Here is a 19,905-nt window from a genome sequence, read left to right as displayed (position 1 = left end):
ACCTATGAGTAAAAACAACCAACCAAAAGACAAAGGTCAAAATAAATTACAAGTTTTCTTTATGGTCGTATTAATTCCTGCCATCTTCGCAGTGATTTTAGCCGTAGTGGTTCTTTATTATGTTGGATTTAACGTTGGCGGGACATTTCAACAAGCTGCTAGTATGCTGCCGTTTATAGATGATGAGACAGAAGAACAAATGTCTGATGAAGAACACATGGCTCAAGTAGAACATGAGAATCAATCTTATCTTCAACAGATTCAACAGCTCGAGAGTGAAATCGAAGCAAAAGACACAGAAATAGCCAGTTTAGAAGCGGAACTTTTCGATCAGGAATCAGAAGAAGTATTGGATGAAGAAGAAACGGAAGAAGTTACCGCAGATTTAAACGATATCGTCAAGACTTTAGAGGATATGACGGCTTCAAAAGCAGCGGATATCATAAGCGAACTACCAGAAGAAGAGGCAGTTACTTATTTAAGAATGATGAGAGTGAATAACCGTTCAAATATTTTAAGCCGGGTAGACCCAGAAGTTGCCGCCCAGTTACTCATTCAGATGGAAAATTAATTCGCAAGTGGAGATTGAAGGGAGGTGAGAATAGATGAACGGAATGATGGCCATGAGGCCAATGCTCCAACTGAACCATCTAGGAAAACAAGGAGAGTTAACGTTGAACTCCTCAGAAGAAGAGGGAAACGATACGTTTCTAACTTTACTAGGTTCTCTTATGAATGTGGAAGGTGACTCAGAGGAAGAAATGAATGGGAAGACCCAGCTCTTAAAAGAGATGGACCTGGCTCCTGAATTAATGGAATTACTAAGTTTTACATCCTTAGAAGAACTAGTTACTTCATTAAATGAGGAAGTTGAAAAGTTGTCAAATGTCATTGAAGAATTACCATTAGACGAAAGTTTTCTTTCTGACGATATGTTACACACTGCAGAAATGAAAGCATTCATCGAGGTTATGCCGGATCAATGGGCGGAAGAATTTGAACAATTGTTTCACGATCATGTTTCTCTTGAAGGACTAATTGAAGATTTTGAACGTAATGGTGATCCTGTACATTTACTAGCAGTGATTTCAACCTTCTCAGTCAAAGAAAATCAACTGAGTCCATTAGAAAACGAGCGTAACCACAAAGAGGCCTGGCAAGCGTTAAAAAACATTGTCTCTGCATTTTTTCCTAAGCTCATTCAAGAAGACAAAAGTTATACCTCCCTGCCAGTCATGACTCAAGAAGGAAAAGGTCAAGGGTTCCAGCAACTAATGACACAAGTAAAAGGTCTTTTCGAAAATCGTCAAGGAATGCTAAACACATCTTCGCCAGGCCGCTTAGACGGTCACGTGTTGAACACGAATCGATTTGCAGAGTTAGCCTATGTCAATCAATTAGCATCTACAAGCAATCCAGCTAACACGGAGGTAAAAGCTCAGCCACTTTCTATGATGTTAGACACAACCAATAGTCAGATGGCAAGGTTCCAAACGGTGATGGTGCCTTCTGGGGAGAGTAATCCTGAACGACCGTCCCAAGAACAATTTCTCCGGCAATTTCAGAACCTCTTATCCAGAAGTTCGTTTCAACAATTAAGTAAAGGTGTGCAACAACTTAACTTGAAGCTTCATCCTGCTTCATTAGGACGAATGGATATTACGATCCAGCAGGTGAATGGAGTGATGATGGCGACATTGATGACAACGACAAAGGTAGCTAGAGATTTGGTCGATGGGCAATTGTCACAATTGAGGAATGCGTTTCAAGGACAAAATATCCAAGTAGATAAGATTGAGGTCACGCAGCAGCAAACTCAACAACAGCTACTTAAAGATTCAAATCAAGAGAGTGCCAAAAAAGAACACGAACAGCAAGATTCAAAGACATTTAATGAAGATGAAGAAGAAGATGATCTGGATTTTGCAGAATTCTTAGAGAATACCATTAATACGGAAGCGTAAAGGAGTGGTGACTTATCCCGATTAATAATCATGTGACAGAAAGTTTGTACCATGCCGATTACATGCAAAAGCAAAAAGATAAAGGTGTAGGAAATCAAGATTTAGATAAAGATGCATTCATGAAAATTTTGCTTACACAATTGCAAAATCAAGATCCGATGAATCCTATGGAAGACAAAGAATTCATTGCACAAATGGCACAATTTTCAAGTTTAGAGCAAATGACGAACATGAACGAGAACATCCAAAAATTTATTGAAAGACAAACACAAACTGATTTTGTATCCCACAGTGACTTAATTGGCAAAAAAGTAGAATGGAATAAAACAGTAACTGATAAAGATGGAGACAAGCAAACGAACTCCACGGAAGGTATTGTTACATCTGTGGTATTCAAAGACGGACAAGCTAAGTTAGTCATTGACGGAGAAACGAAAGTGGCTGCTAAAGATTTATTGTCTGTGACAAATCCATAATTTTCAAGGTGAGGTGATCTCCATGAGCTCGAAAATCATGCCCCATCACCTTCAGCAATCATTACCGAAGCCACCTGTTAAGCGAGTTGAACAGCAAAAGGTTTCAGGACCCAGCTTCCAAAATATGCTCTCTAGTAAAATTGATGAGCAAAAGGAACTGAAACTCACCAAACATGCTGAAAAACGGTTAATGGACCGAGGAATTGAAGTGACCGGTGATGTATGGAATGAAATTCATGCCAAGGTAAAAGAAGCGAAACAAAAAGGCGTTCAAGATTCGCTCGTATTAACAAATGAAGCAGCCTTTGTAGTAAATGCAAAAAATGAAACGGTGATTACGGCGATGAATCGTGAAGAAGCGGCGTCACAATTATTTACGAACATTAACGGAGCGATCATTATTAACAAATAACGGCTGGACCTAAAGGAAGCCGATCGCTGTGGAATGACAGAAGCAGCGCAAATTTAACGAGAAACGAAAGGGGAACGAACAACATGATTCGATCTTTATATTCAGGGATAGGTGGAATGAACAACTTCCAGAACAAATTAGATGTTATTGGAAACAATATCGCCAACGTCAACACTTTTGGGTTTAAAAAAGGACGGGCGACTTTCAACGATTTAGTAAGCCAACAGATGGCGGGTGCAAGTACAGCTGTCGATGGAGGCCGTGGAGGAACAAACCCTATGCAAATTGGTCTTGGTGGAGGCATGTCCTCTGTTGATACGATTAATACGCAAGGGTCATTACAGTCTACTGGAAGAGATTTGGACATTGCCATTTCTGGAGATGGATACTTTGTATTATCTGAAGAAGATGGTGGCGGAGACGTTTACACCAGAGCAGGTAATTTCTATTTAGACAGCAATGGAACCATGGTCAACGCTGATGGGCTAAGAGTCATGGATGTGGGGGGTAACACAATTCAGATTGAGATTGGTCAACCGGCAGGGAACCCACTGGAAAGCTTTAATATCTCGCCAACAGGAGAAATTAATGGTGTATTTGCTGATGGTACAGTTGATGTCTTAAGCAATATTGCCATAGCTAATTTTAATAACCCAGCAGGTCTAAACAAAGCAGGCGGGAACACTTATGAAGCGACGAATAACTCTGGCGCTCCTCAAGTTGGTCTGCCTGGAGTAGAAGGCCGGGGCAATTTAGTCGGTTCCACTCTTGAGATGTCTAACGTAGACTTGTCTGAAGAATTTGCTGAAATGATCGTATCACAGCGTGGATTCCAAGCGAATACAAGAATGATTACAACATCAGATGAAATTCTCCAAGAACTCGTGAACTTGAAACGATAAGACTGGCTTGGCTTAGCATTCAGAGGATGCTAAGCCAACCCCATTTTACATAATGAGGAGGAAGAGTCTCGCTTTTAAAAGTGGTGCTCGTAACTAAATATGGTGACATTAACTCGCTTAAACAATCAAACGTTCACATTAAACGCATTATATATCGAGCAAATTCAATCCTTTCCCGACACGACCATTACTTTGTCCAATGGGAAGAAAATTGTTGTGACGGAAACCGAAGAAGAAGTGATCAATCGGATTGAGCATTTTTACAAGCGTATTGGATTAATTCCTCTCATATCCAAATTACAAGAAGATGAGGAGGGTTAAATATGTTTCAAAATCGATTAGTGAATATTATGATGATCATCCTCGTAGCATTAACGCTTATTGGTGTCATGGCATTGGTGGTTTACACCCAGCTTTTTCAAGTAGAAGAGGCGGAAGGCGAACCTACGATAGACCAAGTGCTTGAACGGTCAGTGGAGACAGAAGAAATCACAACGAATTTATTATCTAATCATATTATCCGTTCACAATTTGTTATTCAAATGGAAAACGCACAAGCGAAAAATGAATTTGAAAAACGAAGCTTTCAAGTAGAGAACATTATTATTCAAGAACTCTCAGATATGTCAGCAAATGATTTTCAAGGGTCAGATGGGATTGAAAACCTTGAAGATCGAATAAGAAGCAGGGTAAATCAAATTATGCAAGAGGGCTACGTGGTTCAAGTGTATATGAATCAGCGTGTGATTCAATAAATTAGCAAGAACGAAGCGAGGTGAGACTAGATGGCAGATGTTCTGTCTCAAGGTGAGATTGATGCACTCCTTTCAGCTATTTCTACAGGGGAAATGGATGCAGAGGAGTTAAAGAAAGAAGATACAAAGAAAAAAATAAGATCATACGATTTCAAAAGAGCGCTGCGTTTCTCAAAAGATCAAATTCGAAGTTTGACAAGAATTCACGAAAACTATGCTCGGTTATTAACGACTCAATTGTCTGCTCAACTTCGTACGTTCGTCCAGATGAATGTGGCCTCCGTCGATCAACTTCCTTACGATGAATTTATTCGATCAGTTCCGAAGATGACGATTTTAAATGTTTTCGAACCTTTTCCATTAGACGGTAGATTTGTCATGGAAGTAAATCCTAATATCGCCTATGCGATGCTTGACCGCATGTTGGGTGGTCAAGGAGAAGCGTATAACAAGGTGGAAAATTTAACAGAAATTGAAACGAAAATTATGTCCCAGCTTTTTCAACGATCGTTAGAAACCTTTAGAGAAGCGTGGCTTTCAGTGGAAGAGTTAGATCCCGTCATGGATGATTTAGAAGTAAATCCGCAGTTTTTACAATTGGTTTCACCGAATGAAACAGTCGTTGTTATTTCTCTTTCAACGACGATTGGGGAATCTTCAGGAATGATCAATATTTGTTTGCCACATGTCGTGATCGAATCAATTCTACCTAAGCTCTCTGTTCATTTGTGGATGCAAGCAAAGAAAAAGGATCGATTGCCAGGGGAATTACATTCATTGAAAAGTAATTTAAAAAAAGCGCCTCTTGATTTGGCGGTAGAGTTAGGTAAATCAGAGATTACGATAGACGAATTTTTGCACTTAGGCGTCGATGACATTATTGAACTTGATCAATTAATCGATGAATCGCTGTTGCTTCGCATAGGTGAAGAACCAAAGTATAGAGTGCAGCCAGGTAAAATGAAAAATCATGTAGCTGTACAAATTACCGATATAATTGAAGAGGAGGGGACTTCAGATGAATGATGATATGCTTTCACAAGAAGAGATAAATGCCCTGTTAAGTGGGATGGATGACGATAACGACGAGGGCGAACAAACAGAAGACAGCAGTCAAACCAAGTTGAAAGTTGAAAATTACCTTTCCGGAATTGAACAAGATGCTTTAGGTGAAATTGGAAATATTTCTTTTGGGAGTTCAGCAACAGCGTTATCTACTCTCCTTAATCAAAAAGTTGATATTACTACCCCGAAAGTATCGATCATTAGTCGTGAAGAATTGGATCAGGAATTCCCAAAGCCACATGTAGCTATCTCTGTGCAATACACAGCTGGATTTGAGGGCATGAATTTACTTGTCATTAAAACGACAGACGCAGCTATTATCGCTGATCTTATGTTAGGATATGATGGGAAAAATACTTCCGACGATTTAGGAGAGATGGAAATCAGCGCGGTCCAAGAAGCGATGAATCAGATGATGGGCTCAGCGTCTACATCTATGTCTACTATTTTCAATAAAAAAGTAGATATTTCACCACCAGGGATCGATCTCTTGGACTTACAAGAAAACCCTAATAAAGTTAAGTTGCCAGATGAAGAGATCTTAGTGAAGATTTCTTTCGACCTCAAAGTTGGCGATTTGATAGATTCCAAGATCATGCAACTAGTCACTGTTTCTTTTGCTAAAGACATGGTTGAACAACTAATGAACCCTGATCAGGCAAGTGAAGAGGTAGCTATAGAGGAAGAGAAGGCTGTTGAACAGGATCAACATCAGCAACACGAGAATCAACAAGCGCCTGAACATCGTGAACAAGCTCCTGCACCTCAGCAGCAAGCTCCACGATCAGAGCCACAACACTTGTCGTCTGGGCCTAGACCGTCAGAACGATCGGCTAATGTTCAACCTGCTGCATTTTCCAATTTTGAGGCACCTGTATTGAATGAAAATGAAGCCAAAAATTTAGATATGTTATTAGATATTCCATTAGAAGTCACTGTTGAATTAGGGAGAACGAAAAGGTCGATCAAGGAAATTTTAGAGTTATCGCAAGGGTCGATTGTCGAACTAGACAAATTAGCAGGTGAGCCGGTAGATATATTGGTTAATCACCGTCTCATTGCCAAGGGAGAAGTCGTCGTCATTGACGAAAACTTTGGTGTGCGAGTAACAGATATTGTTAGTCAAAAAGAACGTATTCATAATTTACGCTAAACAGGGGTTTAAAAACAAGGAGGACGAAACGAATGGGAACGAGAGTATTAATAGTAGATGATGCAGCTTTTATGAGAATGATGATCAAGGATATATTGTCAAAAAATGATTTTGAAGTGGTAGGAGAAGCGGGTGACGGTGCTCAAGCTGTAGATATGTATAAAGAGCACTCTCCGGATCTCGTAACCATGGATATTACGATGCCTGAAATGGACGGTATTACATCGTTAAAAGAAATTCGAAAGCACGATCCAAATGCAAAAGTGATTATGTGTTCTGCCATGGGGCAGCAAGCGATGGTAATCGATGCCATCCAAGCGGGAGCGAAGGACTTCATCGTTAAGCCATTTCAAGCAGACAGAGTCATCGAAGCAATCAATAAAACACTAGGCTAATGGCTCCAAGGGAGTGTCAGGATGAAGGAAATAGGACGAATATTTACTGTCTTCATTTGTTTGTCGGTTTACACCATGATGGATGTGTCAGCCGATGATTTTGGAGAAGGTGACCGCAACATTAATCAAATACTTAATTCAACTGAACAAGAGTCAGAGGAACATAATGAAGACATTGGTAATGAAGAGGATCTGCAAGAGGGCTTTCTAGATGAAGAAGAGGAAGAAGAGCCAGTCATTGGTAGTGGTCAAAACCAGAACTTATTCTTTCTTGTCTTACAAATGTTTTTAGCTCTAGGAGCCGTATTATTCGTTATTTATGCATTGCTTAAATTTATTAATAAACGGGCGCAAAATTTCAACAGTCACAATACGATTCAAAACATGGGTGGAACCGGTGTTGGACCGAATCGATCGGTACAAATTGTTCGTGTCGGAAAACGGGTTTTAGTTGTAGGTGTTGGCGATACCGTAGAACTGTTGAAAGAGATTGAAGATCCTCAAGAAATTGAGTTAATGATGCAAACTCATCAAAGCTCACAAGAGATATTTGAACAGCCTATTTCCCGTTTGACAGGCTGGCTAGAGAAAAGGAAGAAATCACCTAAAGGAAATGCGAATGAAGCCGCATTTAGAAGTTTGCTTGATCATGAAATGAAAGACGTAAAGAAATCGCAAACAAAGGTGCATTCTGTATTAGAGGAGAAAGATTAATGATTGCAATGATTGATATTCCAGCATTAGACATATTCAGTGACGACCCTGCGAATTTAACTGCAACCATTCAGTTATTACTCCTATTAACCGTCCTTTCACTGGCTCCGGCAATTTTAATACTGATGACGAGCTTTACACGCATTATCATCGTGTTATCCTTTGTCAGATCAGGGTTGGCGACGCAACAAATGCCTCCTAACCAAGTGTTGGTAGGTCTTGCGTTATTTTTAACGTTTTTTATCATGGCGCCTGTATTTTCTGAAGTAAATGAGAATGCCCTTCAACCCCTCTTTGATGGTGAAATTACTCAAGAGGAAGCATTTGATTCTGCGGCAGCGCCTATGAAAGAGTTTATGGCAGAGCATACGAGAGAAAAAGATTTAGCGTTGTTTATGGGATACGCAGGACAAGAAAGGCCCGAAACATTAGATGATATTCCATTAACTTCACTTGTCCCTGCCTTCGCTATCAGTGAACTGAAAACGGCTTTTCAAATCGGTTTTATGATTTTTGTTCCATTTTTAGTGATTGATATGGTCGTCGCCAGTGTGTTAATGGCCATGGGGATGATGATGTTGCCTCCAGTTATGATTGCTTTACCGTTTAAAGTACTACTTTTTGTTATGGTAGATGGTTGGCATTTAGTAGTACGGTCGTTGTTATTCAGTTTTTAGAGGAGGGGCATGATGAGTCCAGAAATGGTTATATCTTGGGCAGAACAAGGAGTTTTCACTGTTTTATTGGTCGCAGGGCCCTTACTGATTACTGCATTAGCAATAGGCCTGGGCGTGAGTATATTTCAGGCTACGACCCAAATTCAAGAGCAAACGTTGGCTTTTATTCCGAAGATTGCAGGAGTGTTGATTGCTCTAATCATTTTCGGGCCATGGATGTTGACGCAAGTGTTAACCCTTGCTGAAGAGATCTTCAGCAATTTACATCAGTTTATAGGATGATTTTATGTTAGAGTTTTTTGAATGGTTTCCTGCATTTTTACTTATACTTGTGCGCATCACATCTTTTTTATTAACACTTCCATTCTTTTCTTATCAAAATATTCCTGCCCAAATGAAAATAGGGATCGCTATTTTCATGTCTTGGATCATCTTCTTTACGGAGGACTGGCCCGCTTTTGAAATAAATTATGAGTTTTTTTTATTAATCATTAAAGAAGCTCTCTTTGGTTTAACGGTTGGACTTATTGCAACGATTCTTCTCTATGCGATTCAAGTAGCTGGGGGACTGATTGATTTAAAACTAGGGTTTATGATTGCCAATGTCATTGATCCGCAAACAGGGGCACAATCTCCCCTTACAGGGAGTTATTTATATACGTTCTCATTATTGTTCATCTTGGCAACGGACGCGCATCATTTGTTAATAGATGGAATGTTTTATAGTTATCAATTCGTTCCGATGGAGCAGCTTTATCTTCCTTTCGGAGAAATGTTTGTTATTGAGCACGTCGTTTCAAGCTTTAATACGATGTTCATCATTGCGTTTCAAATGTCTATGCCAATAGTAGGTTCGATTTTTCTCGTTGACGTGGCACTAGGTATGGTAGCTAGGACGGTTCCACAGGTGAATGTGTTTGTCGTAGGGCTTCCATTGAAAATCTTTTTAGGCTTTATCATGCTCGCTTTAACGATGGCACCTTTTTTTATTTTAGTAGAGCATTTAGTAGAAACGATGACATTGACAATGAGGACCTTGATGGAACTGTATGGAAGGGTGTAAAGAATGTATTTAACGTTGGACTTGCAATATTTTGCCCAAGAAAAGACGGAGAGAGCAACACCTAAGAAAAGAAAAGAATCCCGTGATAAAGGGCAAGTGGCGAAGAGTTCCGATGTCAATACGGCTTTTATTCTTTTATTTGTTTTTTTATTTTTTTGGTTCATCGGGTCATTCATGGTAGAGCAAATGTTTACGATGGCTAGGTTTACTTTTACGGATTATTTACTTATGAATCTCTCTGAAGAAAATGTGCAAGCCATGTTCTTGGAATTTTCTTATCAGGCAGTGATCGTCGTAGCGCCGATGATGCTTATTACCATTTTAGCGGCTCTATTCAGTAATTATTTACAAGTGGGGTTTTTGTTTGCCCCAGAAGCCGTGAAAATGAAGTTAAGTAAAATTGATCCTATTAAAGGGTTTAAACGAATTTTTTCCATCCGAGCGCTAGTGGAATTTTTGAAATCCATGTTAAAGATTGTACTTGTCGGACTGGTTACAGGTGCGGTCATGTGGTTTTTCATGGAAGACTTATTAAAACTGGGACTGTTTTCTGTAGAAGATGGCATGGGGTTAATTGGCATGTTAATTGTCCTTATGGGACTAGCGGTAGCTATTTTATTGGTTTTCCTTTCGATTTTGGATTACATGTACCAGAAATATGACCATGAGAAAAACATCAAAATGTCAAAACAAGATGTGAAAGACGAATACAAGAAAACAGAAGGGGATCCGTTAATTAAATCAAAAATCAAGGAAAAGCAGCGGCAAATGGCGATGAGTCGTATGATGCAAGAAGTTCCTAAAGCTGATGTGGTCATTACCAACCCCACCCATTATGCGGTTTGTCTAAAGTATGATGATTCAAATATGGATGCGCCTGTGGTCGTCGCAAAAGGGGTAGACTACATTGCGTTGAAAGTCATTAATATTGCTAAAAATAACGAGGTAATGACGGTTGAAAATCGTCCTTTGGCTAGAGCCTTATATGCTCAGGCAGAAATTGGAGATCAAGTGCCAGAAGATTTATTTAAGGCTGTAGCGGAAGTATTAGCATATGTTTATCGATTACAAAGAAAGATTTAAGAACGTTAGACTGGCTGTGTGAACAGTAGAAGGAGAGAAGCGCAAATGCCATTGAAGGATTTCAGCATATTATTAACAGTCATTTTAATTGTGATTATGCTCATCATTCCCTTACCAACAGGGATCATTGACTTTTTAATCATCATTAATATTTCATTTGCGCTGTTAATTATTTTAGTTTCAATGAATACGAGAGAACCACTCCAATTCTCTATTTTCCCAACGTTACTATTACTTGTCACGTTATTTCGATTAGGTTTGAACGTATCGACTACTCGAGCCATTCTTGGTAACCAAGGAGACGCTGGGAATGTAATTGAAACATTTGGTCAGTTTGTTGTTGGTGGGAATGCATTGGTAGGTTTTGTTGTATTTGTTATCTTAGTAGTCATTCAGTTTGTTGTTATTACGAAAGGTGCTGAGAGAGTTTCTGAAGTTGGGGCACGTTTTACATTGGATGCTATGCCCGGGAAACAGATGAGTATAGATGCAGACTTGAACGCAGGAATGATCTCTGATATTGAAGCTAAAGAACGAAGAAAGAAAATTGAACAAGAAGCTGATTTTTACGGATCCATGGATGGTGCCAGTAAATTTGTTAAAGGGGATGCCATTGCCGGGATCGTTATTGTTATTATTAATATCATTTTTGGTTTAGTTATTGGGATGCTTCAAGAAGGGTTGCCAGTGGCAGAAGCGGCTGACAAATACACTCTTTTAACTGTTGGGGACGGTCTAGTCAGTCAGATACCCGCCTTACTCATTTCAACAGCTACAGGTATTGTAGTGACGAGGGCGGCTTCAGAAGGAAATTTAGGTCATGATATTACGCAACAATTACTTGCCTATCCTAAAATGCTCTACGTAGCAGGTGGAACGATTGCAGCGCTAGGAATATTTACACCGATTGAGACGATGGTGACGACTTCAGTGGCTTTTGCCCTTGGATTAGGTGGATTCTTGCTCAGTCGAAATGAGAAAAAACTCCTCGAGATGGAAGATGTGGAGGATGAACAAGCATCAAGTGGGGAGGAAGACGATATGAAGTCCCCTGAGAGTGTTGTAAACCTTCTGCAAGTAGATCCGATAGAATTTGAATTCGGTTATGGGTTAATTCCACTGGCCGATGCTAATCAAGGTGGAGATCTTCTAGACAGAGTTGTGATGATCCGCCGTCAATTGGCCATTGAAATGGGAATGGTTGTGCCTGTTATACGGATTCGAGATAATATTCAATTGCAACCGAATGAATACTCGATAAAAATAAAAGGGAACGAAGTGACAAAAGGAGAATTGCTCCTCGATCATTTCATGGCGATGAGCCCTGGGGTAGAAGATGAGAGCATTACAGGGATAGAAACGATCGAACCTGCTTTTGGCTTGCCTGCTCTATGGATATCAGAGGAATTAAAAGAACAGGCGGAGCTTTCAGGTTACACAGTTGTGGATCCGCCTTCAGTTGTATCGACTCATTTAACAGAAGTGATTAAACGACATGCTCATGAATTAATTGGTCGTCAAGAGACGAAACAATTAGTGGATCACTTGAATGAAACGTATCCTACATTGGTTGAAGATGTGACACCTAACCCTCTTTCTACAGGAGATATTCAGAAAGTACTTAGTAACTTGTTAAAAGAAAAAGTTTCGATTCGAAATTTACCGGTCATTTTTGAAACATTAGCAGATTACGGCCAAATGACGAAGGATACTGATTTGATAACTGAATATGTAAGGCAAGCTCTTTCACGACAGATCTCCAAGCAATATGCGGGAGATGGGGAACCTCTATTTGTTATTACTGTTAGTGGCAAGGTGGAGAAAGCTGTGGCGGATGGCATACAGCAAACGGATCATGGAGCATTTCTCAATTTAGACCCTAATACAACTCAAGCGATTCTTGAGTCGATGATGGCAGAAGTTGAGAAAATGCAAGAAACGGGACAAATGCCGGTTTTCCTTTGTTCTCCAGCTGTTCGTATGTACATTCGACACCTAATTGAAAGGTATATTCCTCAAGTTCCTGTGCTCTCTTATAACGAGCTGGAACCGCATATTGAAGTTCAAAGTGTTGGGGTGGTGAACGTTTAATGAAAATAAAAAAATATTTAGCTAAAGACATGAGTGAAGCAATGACAAAGATTCGTGCTGAGTTAGGTCAAGATGCGGTCATCTTGAATTCTAAAAGAGTTGAAACAGGTGGTTTTCTAGGTTTTTTTACTAAAAAAAACATGGAAGTGATTGCCGCAATAGATCCAGAAAATCGGCCACTTACATCAAAGCGACCAATCGTTAATAAACAGAAACAGGCGATGAAGCCTAAACAGGATACAGTGAAACTTACTAATGAAATAAATGAATTAAAAAATATGATTAAGGAATTGCATCAAGGGGCTCCGGGGACAAAAGAAGATTATCCATCATCGTTAGATCCAATCAATCGTCGTTTAGTCGACCAAGAGGTGTCTGATTCTTATCGAATGCAAGTGATGAAACAATTGTTAAAACGGTGGTATCAAGAAGATGGTGACAGTAAAAGTGACGAAGAAATTGAGAAGTGGATGATCGAACAGTTAACTGAGTTACTTGTCGATAAAGATTTTGGCAGTTTTAATTATTCGAAGAAATATTTGAACGTTGTTGGACCTACAGGCGTCGGTAAAACGACCACGTTAGCAAAGATCGCAGCTAAAGCCGTGTTGCATGATCAAAAGAAAGTAGCGTTTATTACAACAGATACGTTTCGAATTGCAGCGATCGAACAATTAAAAACATACGCCAAAATTCTTGATGTTCCAATGGAAGTGGCCTATTCCATGAAAGATTTCAAAGAAGCCCTATCACGTTTTAGTGATTATGACTTTGTATTAATTGATTCTGCTGGTCGGAATTTTCGCAACCCATTATATGTGGAACAATTAAATCAAGTGATCGATTTCAATGAAGAAATGGAAACACATCTAGTCCTAGCGATGACTTCTAAATACCGTGATATGAGTAAAATCATTGAACAATTCAAATTAATCCATATCAACAAATTCATTTTCACTAAATTGGACGAAACTGACTCGGTTGGCGCCATGTTAAATGTGATGGTCGATTTTGGTATTGGTGCAAGCTATTTAGCTACAGGACAAAACGTGCCTGATGATATTGAAGAAGCTACCACTGAAAAAGTAATTGAGCGATTAGTGAGGAGATGAAGGTCCTGTGCATGATCAAGCAGATGCTCTACGACATAAGATGATCGGTACGAAACTCTCTTCAACCAACGAAGGAAGAAACGGCAAGGTCATTGCGGTAGTGAGTGGTAAGGGCGGAGTAGGTAAATCCAATTTTGTCGTCAACTTTTCATTGGGTTTACAAAAGAAACAGAAGAAAGTATTAATTATAGATTTAGATATTGGTATGGCCAATATCGATATTCTTTTAGGTCAATCGTCTGCTTATTCTATTGTCGATATGATTGAACGTGAAATGTCTATATGGTCAGTTATTGAAAAAGGTCCATTAGGTCTTTCTTATGTTGCTGGCGGGAGCGGGTTATCCTCAATATTTGAAATGGATAGAGAAAAGGCAGAGTTCTTTTTTAATCAAATGGAATCTTTACAAGAGGAATTTGACTATATCTTTTTAGATATGGGGGCAGGGGTGACGAGTAGCAGCACACATTTTATTTTATCAGCCCACGAAATTTTTCTTGTGACCACTCCTGAACCTACTTCGATCACAGATGCTTATGGAATGATCAAGTACATCGATATTCAAGATGCAAAGTTACCTATCTCAATCATCATAAATCGAGCTCATTCTAAAAAAGACAGCGATAACACTTCGCGAAATGTGATCAACGTCACGAAACAATTTTTAAATAAAGACCTCAGTTACTTAACAACCTTACCAGATGATGAAATTGTGTGGAAGTCGGTCCGCTCTCAAAAACCGTTTATGTTGTTTGCACCTAGATCAAAACCTTCCATAGCTATTGAAAAAGCGATCCAACAGTATTTAAACGATAACCCTTTCGATCAAACCAAAGAGAAATTGGTCCCTTCATTTGTGGCAAAGTTAAAGAAACTAATGAGAAAGTCATAGAAAGCAGGTGAAAAGATGATCAATGTTCTTGTAGTGGATGACTCTGCTTTTATGAGAAAAATGCTGTCTGAGATGTTAGCAAATCACGATAACATTCACGTGGTAGACAAGGCAAGGAACGGTAAAGACGCAGTAGAAAAAGTGCTGAAACTAAAACCCGATGTGGTCACAATGGATGTAGAAATGCCGATTATGTCAGGAATTGATGCCTTGAAAGAAATTATGGCGATACGTCCTACCCCCGTGATTATGGTGTCTAGCGTAACGAAAGCAGGAGCTGAAACGACGATTAAAGCTATGGAGTATGGCGCATTCGATTTTATTTCTAAACCGTCTGGGTCTATCTCTTTAGATATACATAAAGTGGAACAAGAAATCATTGAAAAAGTTCTTTACGCTTCTAAAGTCTCATTAATGAAACTAAAAAAAGAGCCCCTACCAAAAGTGCGAAAAAATCAAGTGAACCTCCATCAAGAGAGTCATTCAACTAGTATCCAAAAGTCTAAGGAGCCTTCAAAGGAACAGGTCAAGAACTTCTCAAAAGTGGTTCTAATTGGCACATCAACGAGAGGACCGAAAGCGTTGCAAAGTGTATTGCCTCATCTTCCTAGGGATTTTCCTCATCCAATATTAATTGTTCAGCATATGCCTAAAGGCTTCACCAAATCACTAAGTGAACGATTAAATACACTTTCAGAAATAACCGTCAAAGAAGCAGAAAATGGAGAAGTTTTAAAAAAAGGTGTTGCCTATATCGCTCCGGGAGGATACCATTTAAAGGTAAGAACTATCGGGACTTCAGTCGCGGTTCATTTAGATCAAAATTCTCTTGTCAACGGTCATCGTCCATCCGTCGATGTGATGTTCACATCCATCAGTTCAATGCCAGTTCAAAGCGTTATTGCTGTCGTATTGACTGGAATGGGATCTGATGGAAAAAAAGGCCTCGTTCGATTGAAGAAGGCTAAAAGAACGATTGCTCTTGCAGAAGCAGAGTCAAGTTCAGTCGTATATGGTATGCCAAAAGCAGCCATTGATACGAATCTTGTCGATGAAGTTGTTGATCTGAATGATGTAGCTACTACCATAATAAAATATTGCTAATTTGGAGGGATCATTTTGGATAAAAATCAATACTTGGATATGTTTATAGATGAAAGTACCGAACATCTGCAAGCGATGAACGACCATTTACTTAAGTTGGAGAATCAACCTGGGGATTATTCCATCATTGATGAAGTGTTTCGTTCGGCCCATACGTTAAAGGGAATGTCAGCAACCATGGGCTACGAAGATCTAGCCAGTTTAACTCATCAAATGGAGAATGTTTTAGATGCCATAAGAAACGACAAATTAAAGGCCACTAGTGACTTACTTGATGTCGTTTTTGAATCGGTGGATCATTTAGAAGCGATGGTTCAAGATATAGCCAACGGCGGTGAAGGAAAAAGAGATGTGACTGAAGTCGTTGCTAAACTAGAGAAAATTGAAAAAGGAGACTTCTCAGAAGAAATAGCTGCCACAAAAGAAGCAGATCAAAAGACTCATGGAAATCAAAACTCCTATGATGACTTTGAATTGACTGTATTAAGCCAATCAACGGAGCAAGGATTTCATGCATACTCCATTAATATTTCATTAAGAGCAGACGTCATATTAAAAGCAGCACGAGTTTTCATGGTTTTTGAAGTGTTAGAACAAATAGGTGAAGTGATTAAATCAACGCCTACAGTGGATCAATTAGAGGAAGAAAATTTCGATTTAGCGTTCTCTGTAACGATCGTTACAAAAGAAGCAGAGAATGATGTTCAGGCTAGAATCATGAAAGTTTCAGAGATTGATACAGTAGAGGTTCAAAGAATCGATGTTGAAGAGATGACAAAAGAGCAAGGCACTTCTCTCCAAGAATCAGCGAATGAAGAAAAAGTGCTACTTTCTGAAAAGCAGACTCAAAGGAATAATAAAGAGAACGGAACTGAAAAAGAAGAAAAACCATCGTCATCTCCAAACAAAACCATTCGCGTCAATATTGAACGACTAGACAGCTTGATGAATCTCTTTGAAGAACTAGTCATTGATCGAGGGAGACTGGAACAGATTTCAAGAGATTTAAAAAGCAGCGAGTTAACGGAAACAGTTGAACATATGTCCCGTATTTCAGGTGATCTACAAAGCATTATTTTAAATATGCGAATGGTTCCAATTGAACAAGTTTTTAATCGTTTCCCACGAATGGTTCGAGCATTGGCTAAAGACTTAAATAAAATCGTTCATTTAGAAATTATCGGTGCAGAGACAGAGTTAGACCGAACGGTGATCGATGAGATCGGCGATCCTCTTGTTCATTTACTAAGAAATTCCATCGATCATGGCGTAGAAACACCGGAGAAACGGAAGCAAGCTGGGAAACGAGAAGAAAGCACGATCACGTTGAAAGCTTATCATAGTGGCAATCATGTCTTTATTGAAGTGTCGGATGATGGAGCGGGAATTAACCGAGACAAAGTATTGCAAAAGGCGATCAATAGTGGTGTGGTTTCAAGTGAGAACGGAGCAACTCTTAGTGATAAACAAGTATATGAACTACTCTTTTCAAGTGGATTAAGCACCGCGGATGAAATTTCAGATATTTCAGGTCGAGGAGTAGGTTTAGATGTCGTCAAGAATAAAATTGAATCATTAGGAGGAAACGTTTCCGTTCATTCCTCTCCAAATGTGGGAACAACTTTCTCTATTCAATTACCGTTAACCTTATCGATTATTTCTGTCATGTTAGTGGAAGTCCAAGAAGAAATTTATGCCGTTCCTTTATCTTCCATTATTGAAACAGCTATTATCAAGAAAGAAGATATTATGGCTGCCCATAATCAAAAAGTCATTGATTTCAGAGGCAGTGTCGTTCCACTTATTAATCTCACTGACTTCTTTGATGTCCCTGTGTCAAAAGAAGAAAATGATTATTATTCCATTGTCATCGTTAGAAAAGGAGAGAAAATGGCCGCGCTTGTGGTGAACTCTTTCATAGGACAGCAAGAAATTGTCTTGAAATCACTGGGGAATTACTTAACTAATGTGTTTGCCATTTCTGGGGCAACGATTTTAGGTAATGGACAAGTGGCACTGATAGTAGATTGTAATTCTTTAATTAAATAACTATACAAACAATTATGAAAGAAATAGCACCACAATTAAAAGGAGGGTGTCAACATGAATGAAACAGTTATAGAAGACGTTAAAGTCATAGTATTTCAATTGAAGGATGAAGATTACGGAGTGGAAGTAGCGCAAGTGCGTTCTATTGAACGGGTTCAGCATATTACGCGTGTCCCTAGTACTCCGGATTTTGTAGAAGGGGTAATTAACCTTCGGGGAGTTGTCACTCCAATTATTGACCTTCGTAAAAGATTTGCTATACAAGGGTTGGACCATTCGGAGACAACAAGAGTCATTATTGTCACCGTAGGTCAAATGGACGTGGGGCTTGTGGTAGACGCGGCAAATGACGTTCTTGATATTCCTAAAAATGCTATAGAGCCTCCACCAAAAGTGGTTGGCGGGCTAGAAGCTGCATATATTCGAGGAGTCGCAAAGCTAGAAAAGAGATTACTGATTTTGTTGAATTTAGACAAAGTATTGAATCCAGATGAAATGGAAGAGATAAAAGAGATCGAAGGAAAAGTTTAATGAGGGATTTATCTTCTATTCAACCACAGCATTTAGATATTTTAAAAGAGGTAGGAAATATTGGTGCAGGAAACGCTGCAACGGCTCTATCTCAAATGCTTAGTAAAACGATTGATATGAAGGTCCCTGCAGTTAAGGTTGTCCCTTTTCATGAAATTAGCGATTCAGTTGGCGGAGAAGAAACGGTCGTAGCAGCTGTTTTTCTCCGGATTGAAGGCGATGCGCCAGGGAATATGTTTTTTATGTTGCCGTTGCATGAAGCGAACGAGTTAATCCGGCAATTGATCGGAGATCCGCAGTTGGATTTAAACGAAGAGCCTATGAACGAGATGGGGGCTTCAGCACTCAATGAATTAGGGAATATCTTGGCAGGCTCCTATTTATCAGCTCTTTCAGATTTCACGAAACTAAACTTACAGCCAACGCCACCTGCTTCAGCGGTGGATATGTCGATGGCGTTGATATCAGCAGGGCTTGTTGAACTTTCTCAAGCAGGGGATTACGCTATTGTCATTGATACTGAGATTAATGAGAAGGACAAAGATAATTCAACTCAATCAAAGGGACATTTCTTTCTTCTCCCAGATCCGGACTCATTAGACAAAATGTTCCTGGCATTAGAGGTTTGTGTGGATGAATAACTTAATCAAAGTTGGTATGGCGGATATAAGTTTAGCCAGTCCCCCTCATACAATACGAACATCAGGTTTAGGATCCTGTGTGGGAATCATCCTCTATGATGATCGAGCTAAGATTTCGGGAATGGCGCATATTATGCTCCCAGATTCCTCCTTTGCCAGATCAGGCCAAATGAATCGAGCGAAGTATGCGGATACGGCCATCCATGACCTAATTCACTTGCTTATTAAAGCAGGAACTTCTAAATATCGTCTGAAAGCTAAAATAGCCGGTGGCGCTCAAATGTTTAAGTTTTCTCTGAATTCTGAGGCTATGAGAATTGGGCCAAGAAACGTCAAAGCTGTAAAGAAAATTCTCAATGAATTAAATATTCCGCTTGTATATGAAGATGTTGGTGGAAGCAGCGGAAGAACCATTGAGTTCAATCCGGCAACAAGCCTACTGGAAATTCGTACCGTAAATAAAGGTGTGGTTCAAGTATAATGAGAAACAGGACACTATCGTTTATTATCATTTTCTCACTAATAGGATTTATCATCGTCTTTACAGGGTCTAGCTTGAATAATGAACTTTTAACCTCCATATACAGGGGAGGCATCGCTCTAATCATAGCGGTGATTTTAGGATTCATTTTTAGTCACTTGTGGAAGTGGATTACTATAGATTTAAAGACATCCCAAGATCCTCAGGAACAGGTGAGTAAAGCGAGTCCCTCTAAAGAAAAAGTGGGATCGGGTCGTAACGAAGTACCCGTGAAGAAGAACATGGATGAACAAGAAATAAAAAAGACGAGCGAACATGTCAAAGACTTAATGAGCGAATAGGGGG

At 39.4% G+C, this 19,905-nt stretch carries 24 protein-coding genes; all 24 read left to right on the top strand.

Translation table 11 applies throughout. From position 1 onward, the window contains the following. The first annotated feature begins 4 nt into the window (after window positions 1-4). The 24 genes from CR194_RS08085 (at window position 5) to CR194_RS07970 (ending at window position 19,901) form a co-directional block, all read left to right on the top strand. Window positions 5-571, top strand: coding sequence for a MotE family protein (locus CR194_RS08085; protein ID WP_110609174.1), 567 nt, complete (start codon window positions 5-7; stop codon window positions 569-571). A 34-nt stretch (window positions 572-605) separates the two neighbouring features. Beyond that, window positions 606-1,964 (top strand): flagellar hook-length control protein FliK, encoded by a 1,359-nt coding sequence (locus CR194_RS08080; protein WP_110609173.1) that lies wholly within the window; start codon window positions 606-608, stop codon window positions 1,962-1,964. A 32-nt stretch (window positions 1,965-1,996) separates the two neighbouring features. Beyond that, window positions 1,997-2,440: a flagellar hook assembly protein FlgD gene (flgD, locus tag CR194_RS08075; RefSeq protein WP_233254280.1), complete on the top strand. Its 444-nt coding sequence runs from the start codon at window positions 1,997-1,999 to the stop codon at window positions 2,438-2,440. 22 nt (window positions 2,441-2,462) lie between these two features. Beyond that, a complete protein-coding gene (locus tag CR194_RS08070; protein ID WP_110609171.1) occupies window positions 2,463-2,852 on the top strand; it encodes a TIGR02530 family flagellar biosynthesis protein in 390 nt (129 codons plus the stop codon). 83 nt (window positions 2,853-2,935) lie between these two features. After that, a complete protein-coding gene (flgG, locus tag CR194_RS08065; protein ID WP_110609170.1) occupies window positions 2,936-3,754 on the top strand; it encodes a flagellar basal body rod protein FlgG in 819 nt (272 codons plus the stop codon). A 99-nt stretch (window positions 3,755-3,853) separates the two neighbouring features. Then, entirely contained in the window at window positions 3,854-4,075 is a 222-nt protein-coding gene (locus CR194_RS08060; RefSeq protein ID WP_110609169.1) for a flagellar FlbD family protein, read from the top strand. A gap of 2 nt (window positions 4,076-4,077) precedes the next feature. Beyond that, the gene (fliL, locus tag CR194_RS08055) at window positions 4,078-4,509 is read left to right on the top strand and encodes a flagellar basal body-associated protein FliL (protein ID WP_110609168.1); all 432 of its coding nucleotides are present in this window, start codon (window positions 4,078-4,080) and stop codon (window positions 4,507-4,509) included. 30 nt (window positions 4,510-4,539) lie between these two features. Beyond that, on the top strand, window positions 4,540-5,535 hold the full coding sequence (gene fliM, locus CR194_RS08050; protein WP_110609167.1) for a flagellar motor switch protein FliM: 996 nt from the start codon (window positions 4,540-4,542) through the stop codon (window positions 5,533-5,535). Next, entirely contained in the window at window positions 5,528-6,727 is a 1,200-nt protein-coding gene (fliY, locus tag CR194_RS08045; protein WP_110609166.1) for a flagellar motor switch phosphatase FliY, read from the top strand. Before fliM ends, fliY begins: the two co-directional genes overlap by 8 nt. A gap of 32 nt (window positions 6,728-6,759) precedes the next feature. Beyond that, complete coding sequence (locus tag CR194_RS08040; protein WP_110609165.1) at window positions 6,760-7,122, top strand: response regulator; 363 nt, start codon at window positions 6,760-6,762, stop codon at window positions 7,120-7,122. Window positions 7,123-7,143: 21 nt separating this feature from the next. After that, window positions 7,144-7,836, top strand: a complete 693-nt coding sequence (locus tag CR194_RS08035; protein ID WP_110609164.1) for a flagellar biosynthetic protein FliO — start codon at window positions 7,144-7,146, stop codon at window positions 7,834-7,836. 8 nt (window positions 7,837-7,844) lie between these two features. Beyond that, entirely contained in the window at window positions 7,845-8,513 is a 669-nt protein-coding gene (gene fliP / locus CR194_RS08030; RefSeq protein ID WP_110609944.1) for a flagellar type III secretion system pore protein FliP, read from the top strand. Between the two features lie 12 nt (window positions 8,514-8,525). Then, complete coding sequence (gene fliQ / locus CR194_RS08025; RefSeq protein ID WP_110609163.1) at window positions 8,526-8,795, top strand: flagellar biosynthesis protein FliQ; 270 nt, start codon at window positions 8,526-8,528, stop codon at window positions 8,793-8,795. 4 nt (window positions 8,796-8,799) lie between these two features. After that, window positions 8,800-9,576: a flagellar biosynthetic protein FliR gene (gene fliR, locus CR194_RS08020; protein ID WP_110609162.1), complete on the top strand. Its 777-nt coding sequence runs from the start codon at window positions 8,800-8,802 to the stop codon at window positions 9,574-9,576. Window positions 9,577-9,579: 3 nt separating this feature from the next. Continuing rightward, window positions 9,580-10,659, top strand: a complete 1,080-nt coding sequence (flhB, locus tag CR194_RS08015) for a flagellar biosynthesis protein FlhB (RefSeq protein ID WP_110609161.1) — start codon at window positions 9,580-9,582, stop codon at window positions 10,657-10,659. A gap of 45 nt (window positions 10,660-10,704) precedes the next feature. Further along, window positions 10,705-12,750, top strand: coding sequence for a flagellar biosynthesis protein FlhA (flhA, locus tag CR194_RS08010; RefSeq protein ID WP_110609160.1), 2,046 nt, complete (start codon window positions 10,705-10,707; stop codon window positions 12,748-12,750). Beyond that, entirely contained in the window at window positions 12,750-13,862 is a 1,113-nt protein-coding gene (gene flhF, locus CR194_RS08005; RefSeq protein ID WP_110609159.1) for a flagellar biosynthesis protein FlhF, read from the top strand. Before flhA ends, flhF begins: the two co-directional genes overlap by 1 nt. Before the next feature lie 7 nt (window positions 13,863-13,869). Beyond that, the gene (locus CR194_RS08000) at window positions 13,870-14,754 is read left to right on the top strand and encodes a MinD/ParA family protein (protein ID WP_110609158.1); all 885 of its coding nucleotides are present in this window, start codon (window positions 13,870-13,872) and stop codon (window positions 14,752-14,754) included. Between the two features lie 15 nt (window positions 14,755-14,769). Next, entirely contained in the window at window positions 14,770-15,858 is a 1,089-nt protein-coding gene (locus CR194_RS07995; RefSeq protein WP_110609157.1) for a protein-glutamate methylesterase/protein-glutamine glutaminase, read from the top strand. A 15-nt stretch (window positions 15,859-15,873) separates the two neighbouring features. Further along, a complete protein-coding gene (locus CR194_RS07990; RefSeq protein ID WP_110609156.1) occupies window positions 15,874-17,907 on the top strand; it encodes a chemotaxis protein CheA in 2,034 nt (677 codons plus the stop codon). A gap of 54 nt (window positions 17,908-17,961) precedes the next feature. After that, complete coding sequence (locus CR194_RS07985) at window positions 17,962-18,438, top strand: chemotaxis protein CheW (protein ID WP_110609155.1); 477 nt, start codon at window positions 17,962-17,964, stop codon at window positions 18,436-18,438. Beyond that, window positions 18,438-19,079 carry a chemotaxis protein CheC gene (locus tag CR194_RS07980; protein WP_110609154.1) on the top strand — a complete coding sequence of 214 codons (642 nt, stop codon included), beginning with the start codon at window positions 18,438-18,440 and terminating at the stop codon, window positions 19,077-19,079. Before CR194_RS07985 ends, CR194_RS07980 begins: the two co-directional genes overlap by 1 nt. After that, a complete protein-coding gene (locus CR194_RS07975; protein ID WP_110609153.1) occupies window positions 19,072-19,560 on the top strand; it encodes a chemotaxis protein CheD in 489 nt (162 codons plus the stop codon). Before CR194_RS07980 ends, CR194_RS07975 begins: the two co-directional genes overlap by 8 nt. Continuing rightward, a complete protein-coding gene (locus tag CR194_RS07970) occupies window positions 19,560-19,901 on the top strand; it encodes a hypothetical protein (RefSeq protein WP_110609152.1) in 342 nt (113 codons plus the stop codon). Before CR194_RS07975 ends, CR194_RS07970 begins: the two co-directional genes overlap by 1 nt. Window positions 19,902-19,905: the final 4 nt, after the last annotated feature.

This window comes from Salipaludibacillus keqinensis, from assembly GCF_003226325.1.
In the GTDB taxonomy this organism is placed as follows: domain Bacteria; phylum Bacillota; class Bacilli; order Bacillales; family Salisediminibacteriaceae; genus Salipaludibacillus; species Salipaludibacillus keqinensis.
This window is presented reverse-complemented; position numbering and strand designations above follow the sequence as displayed.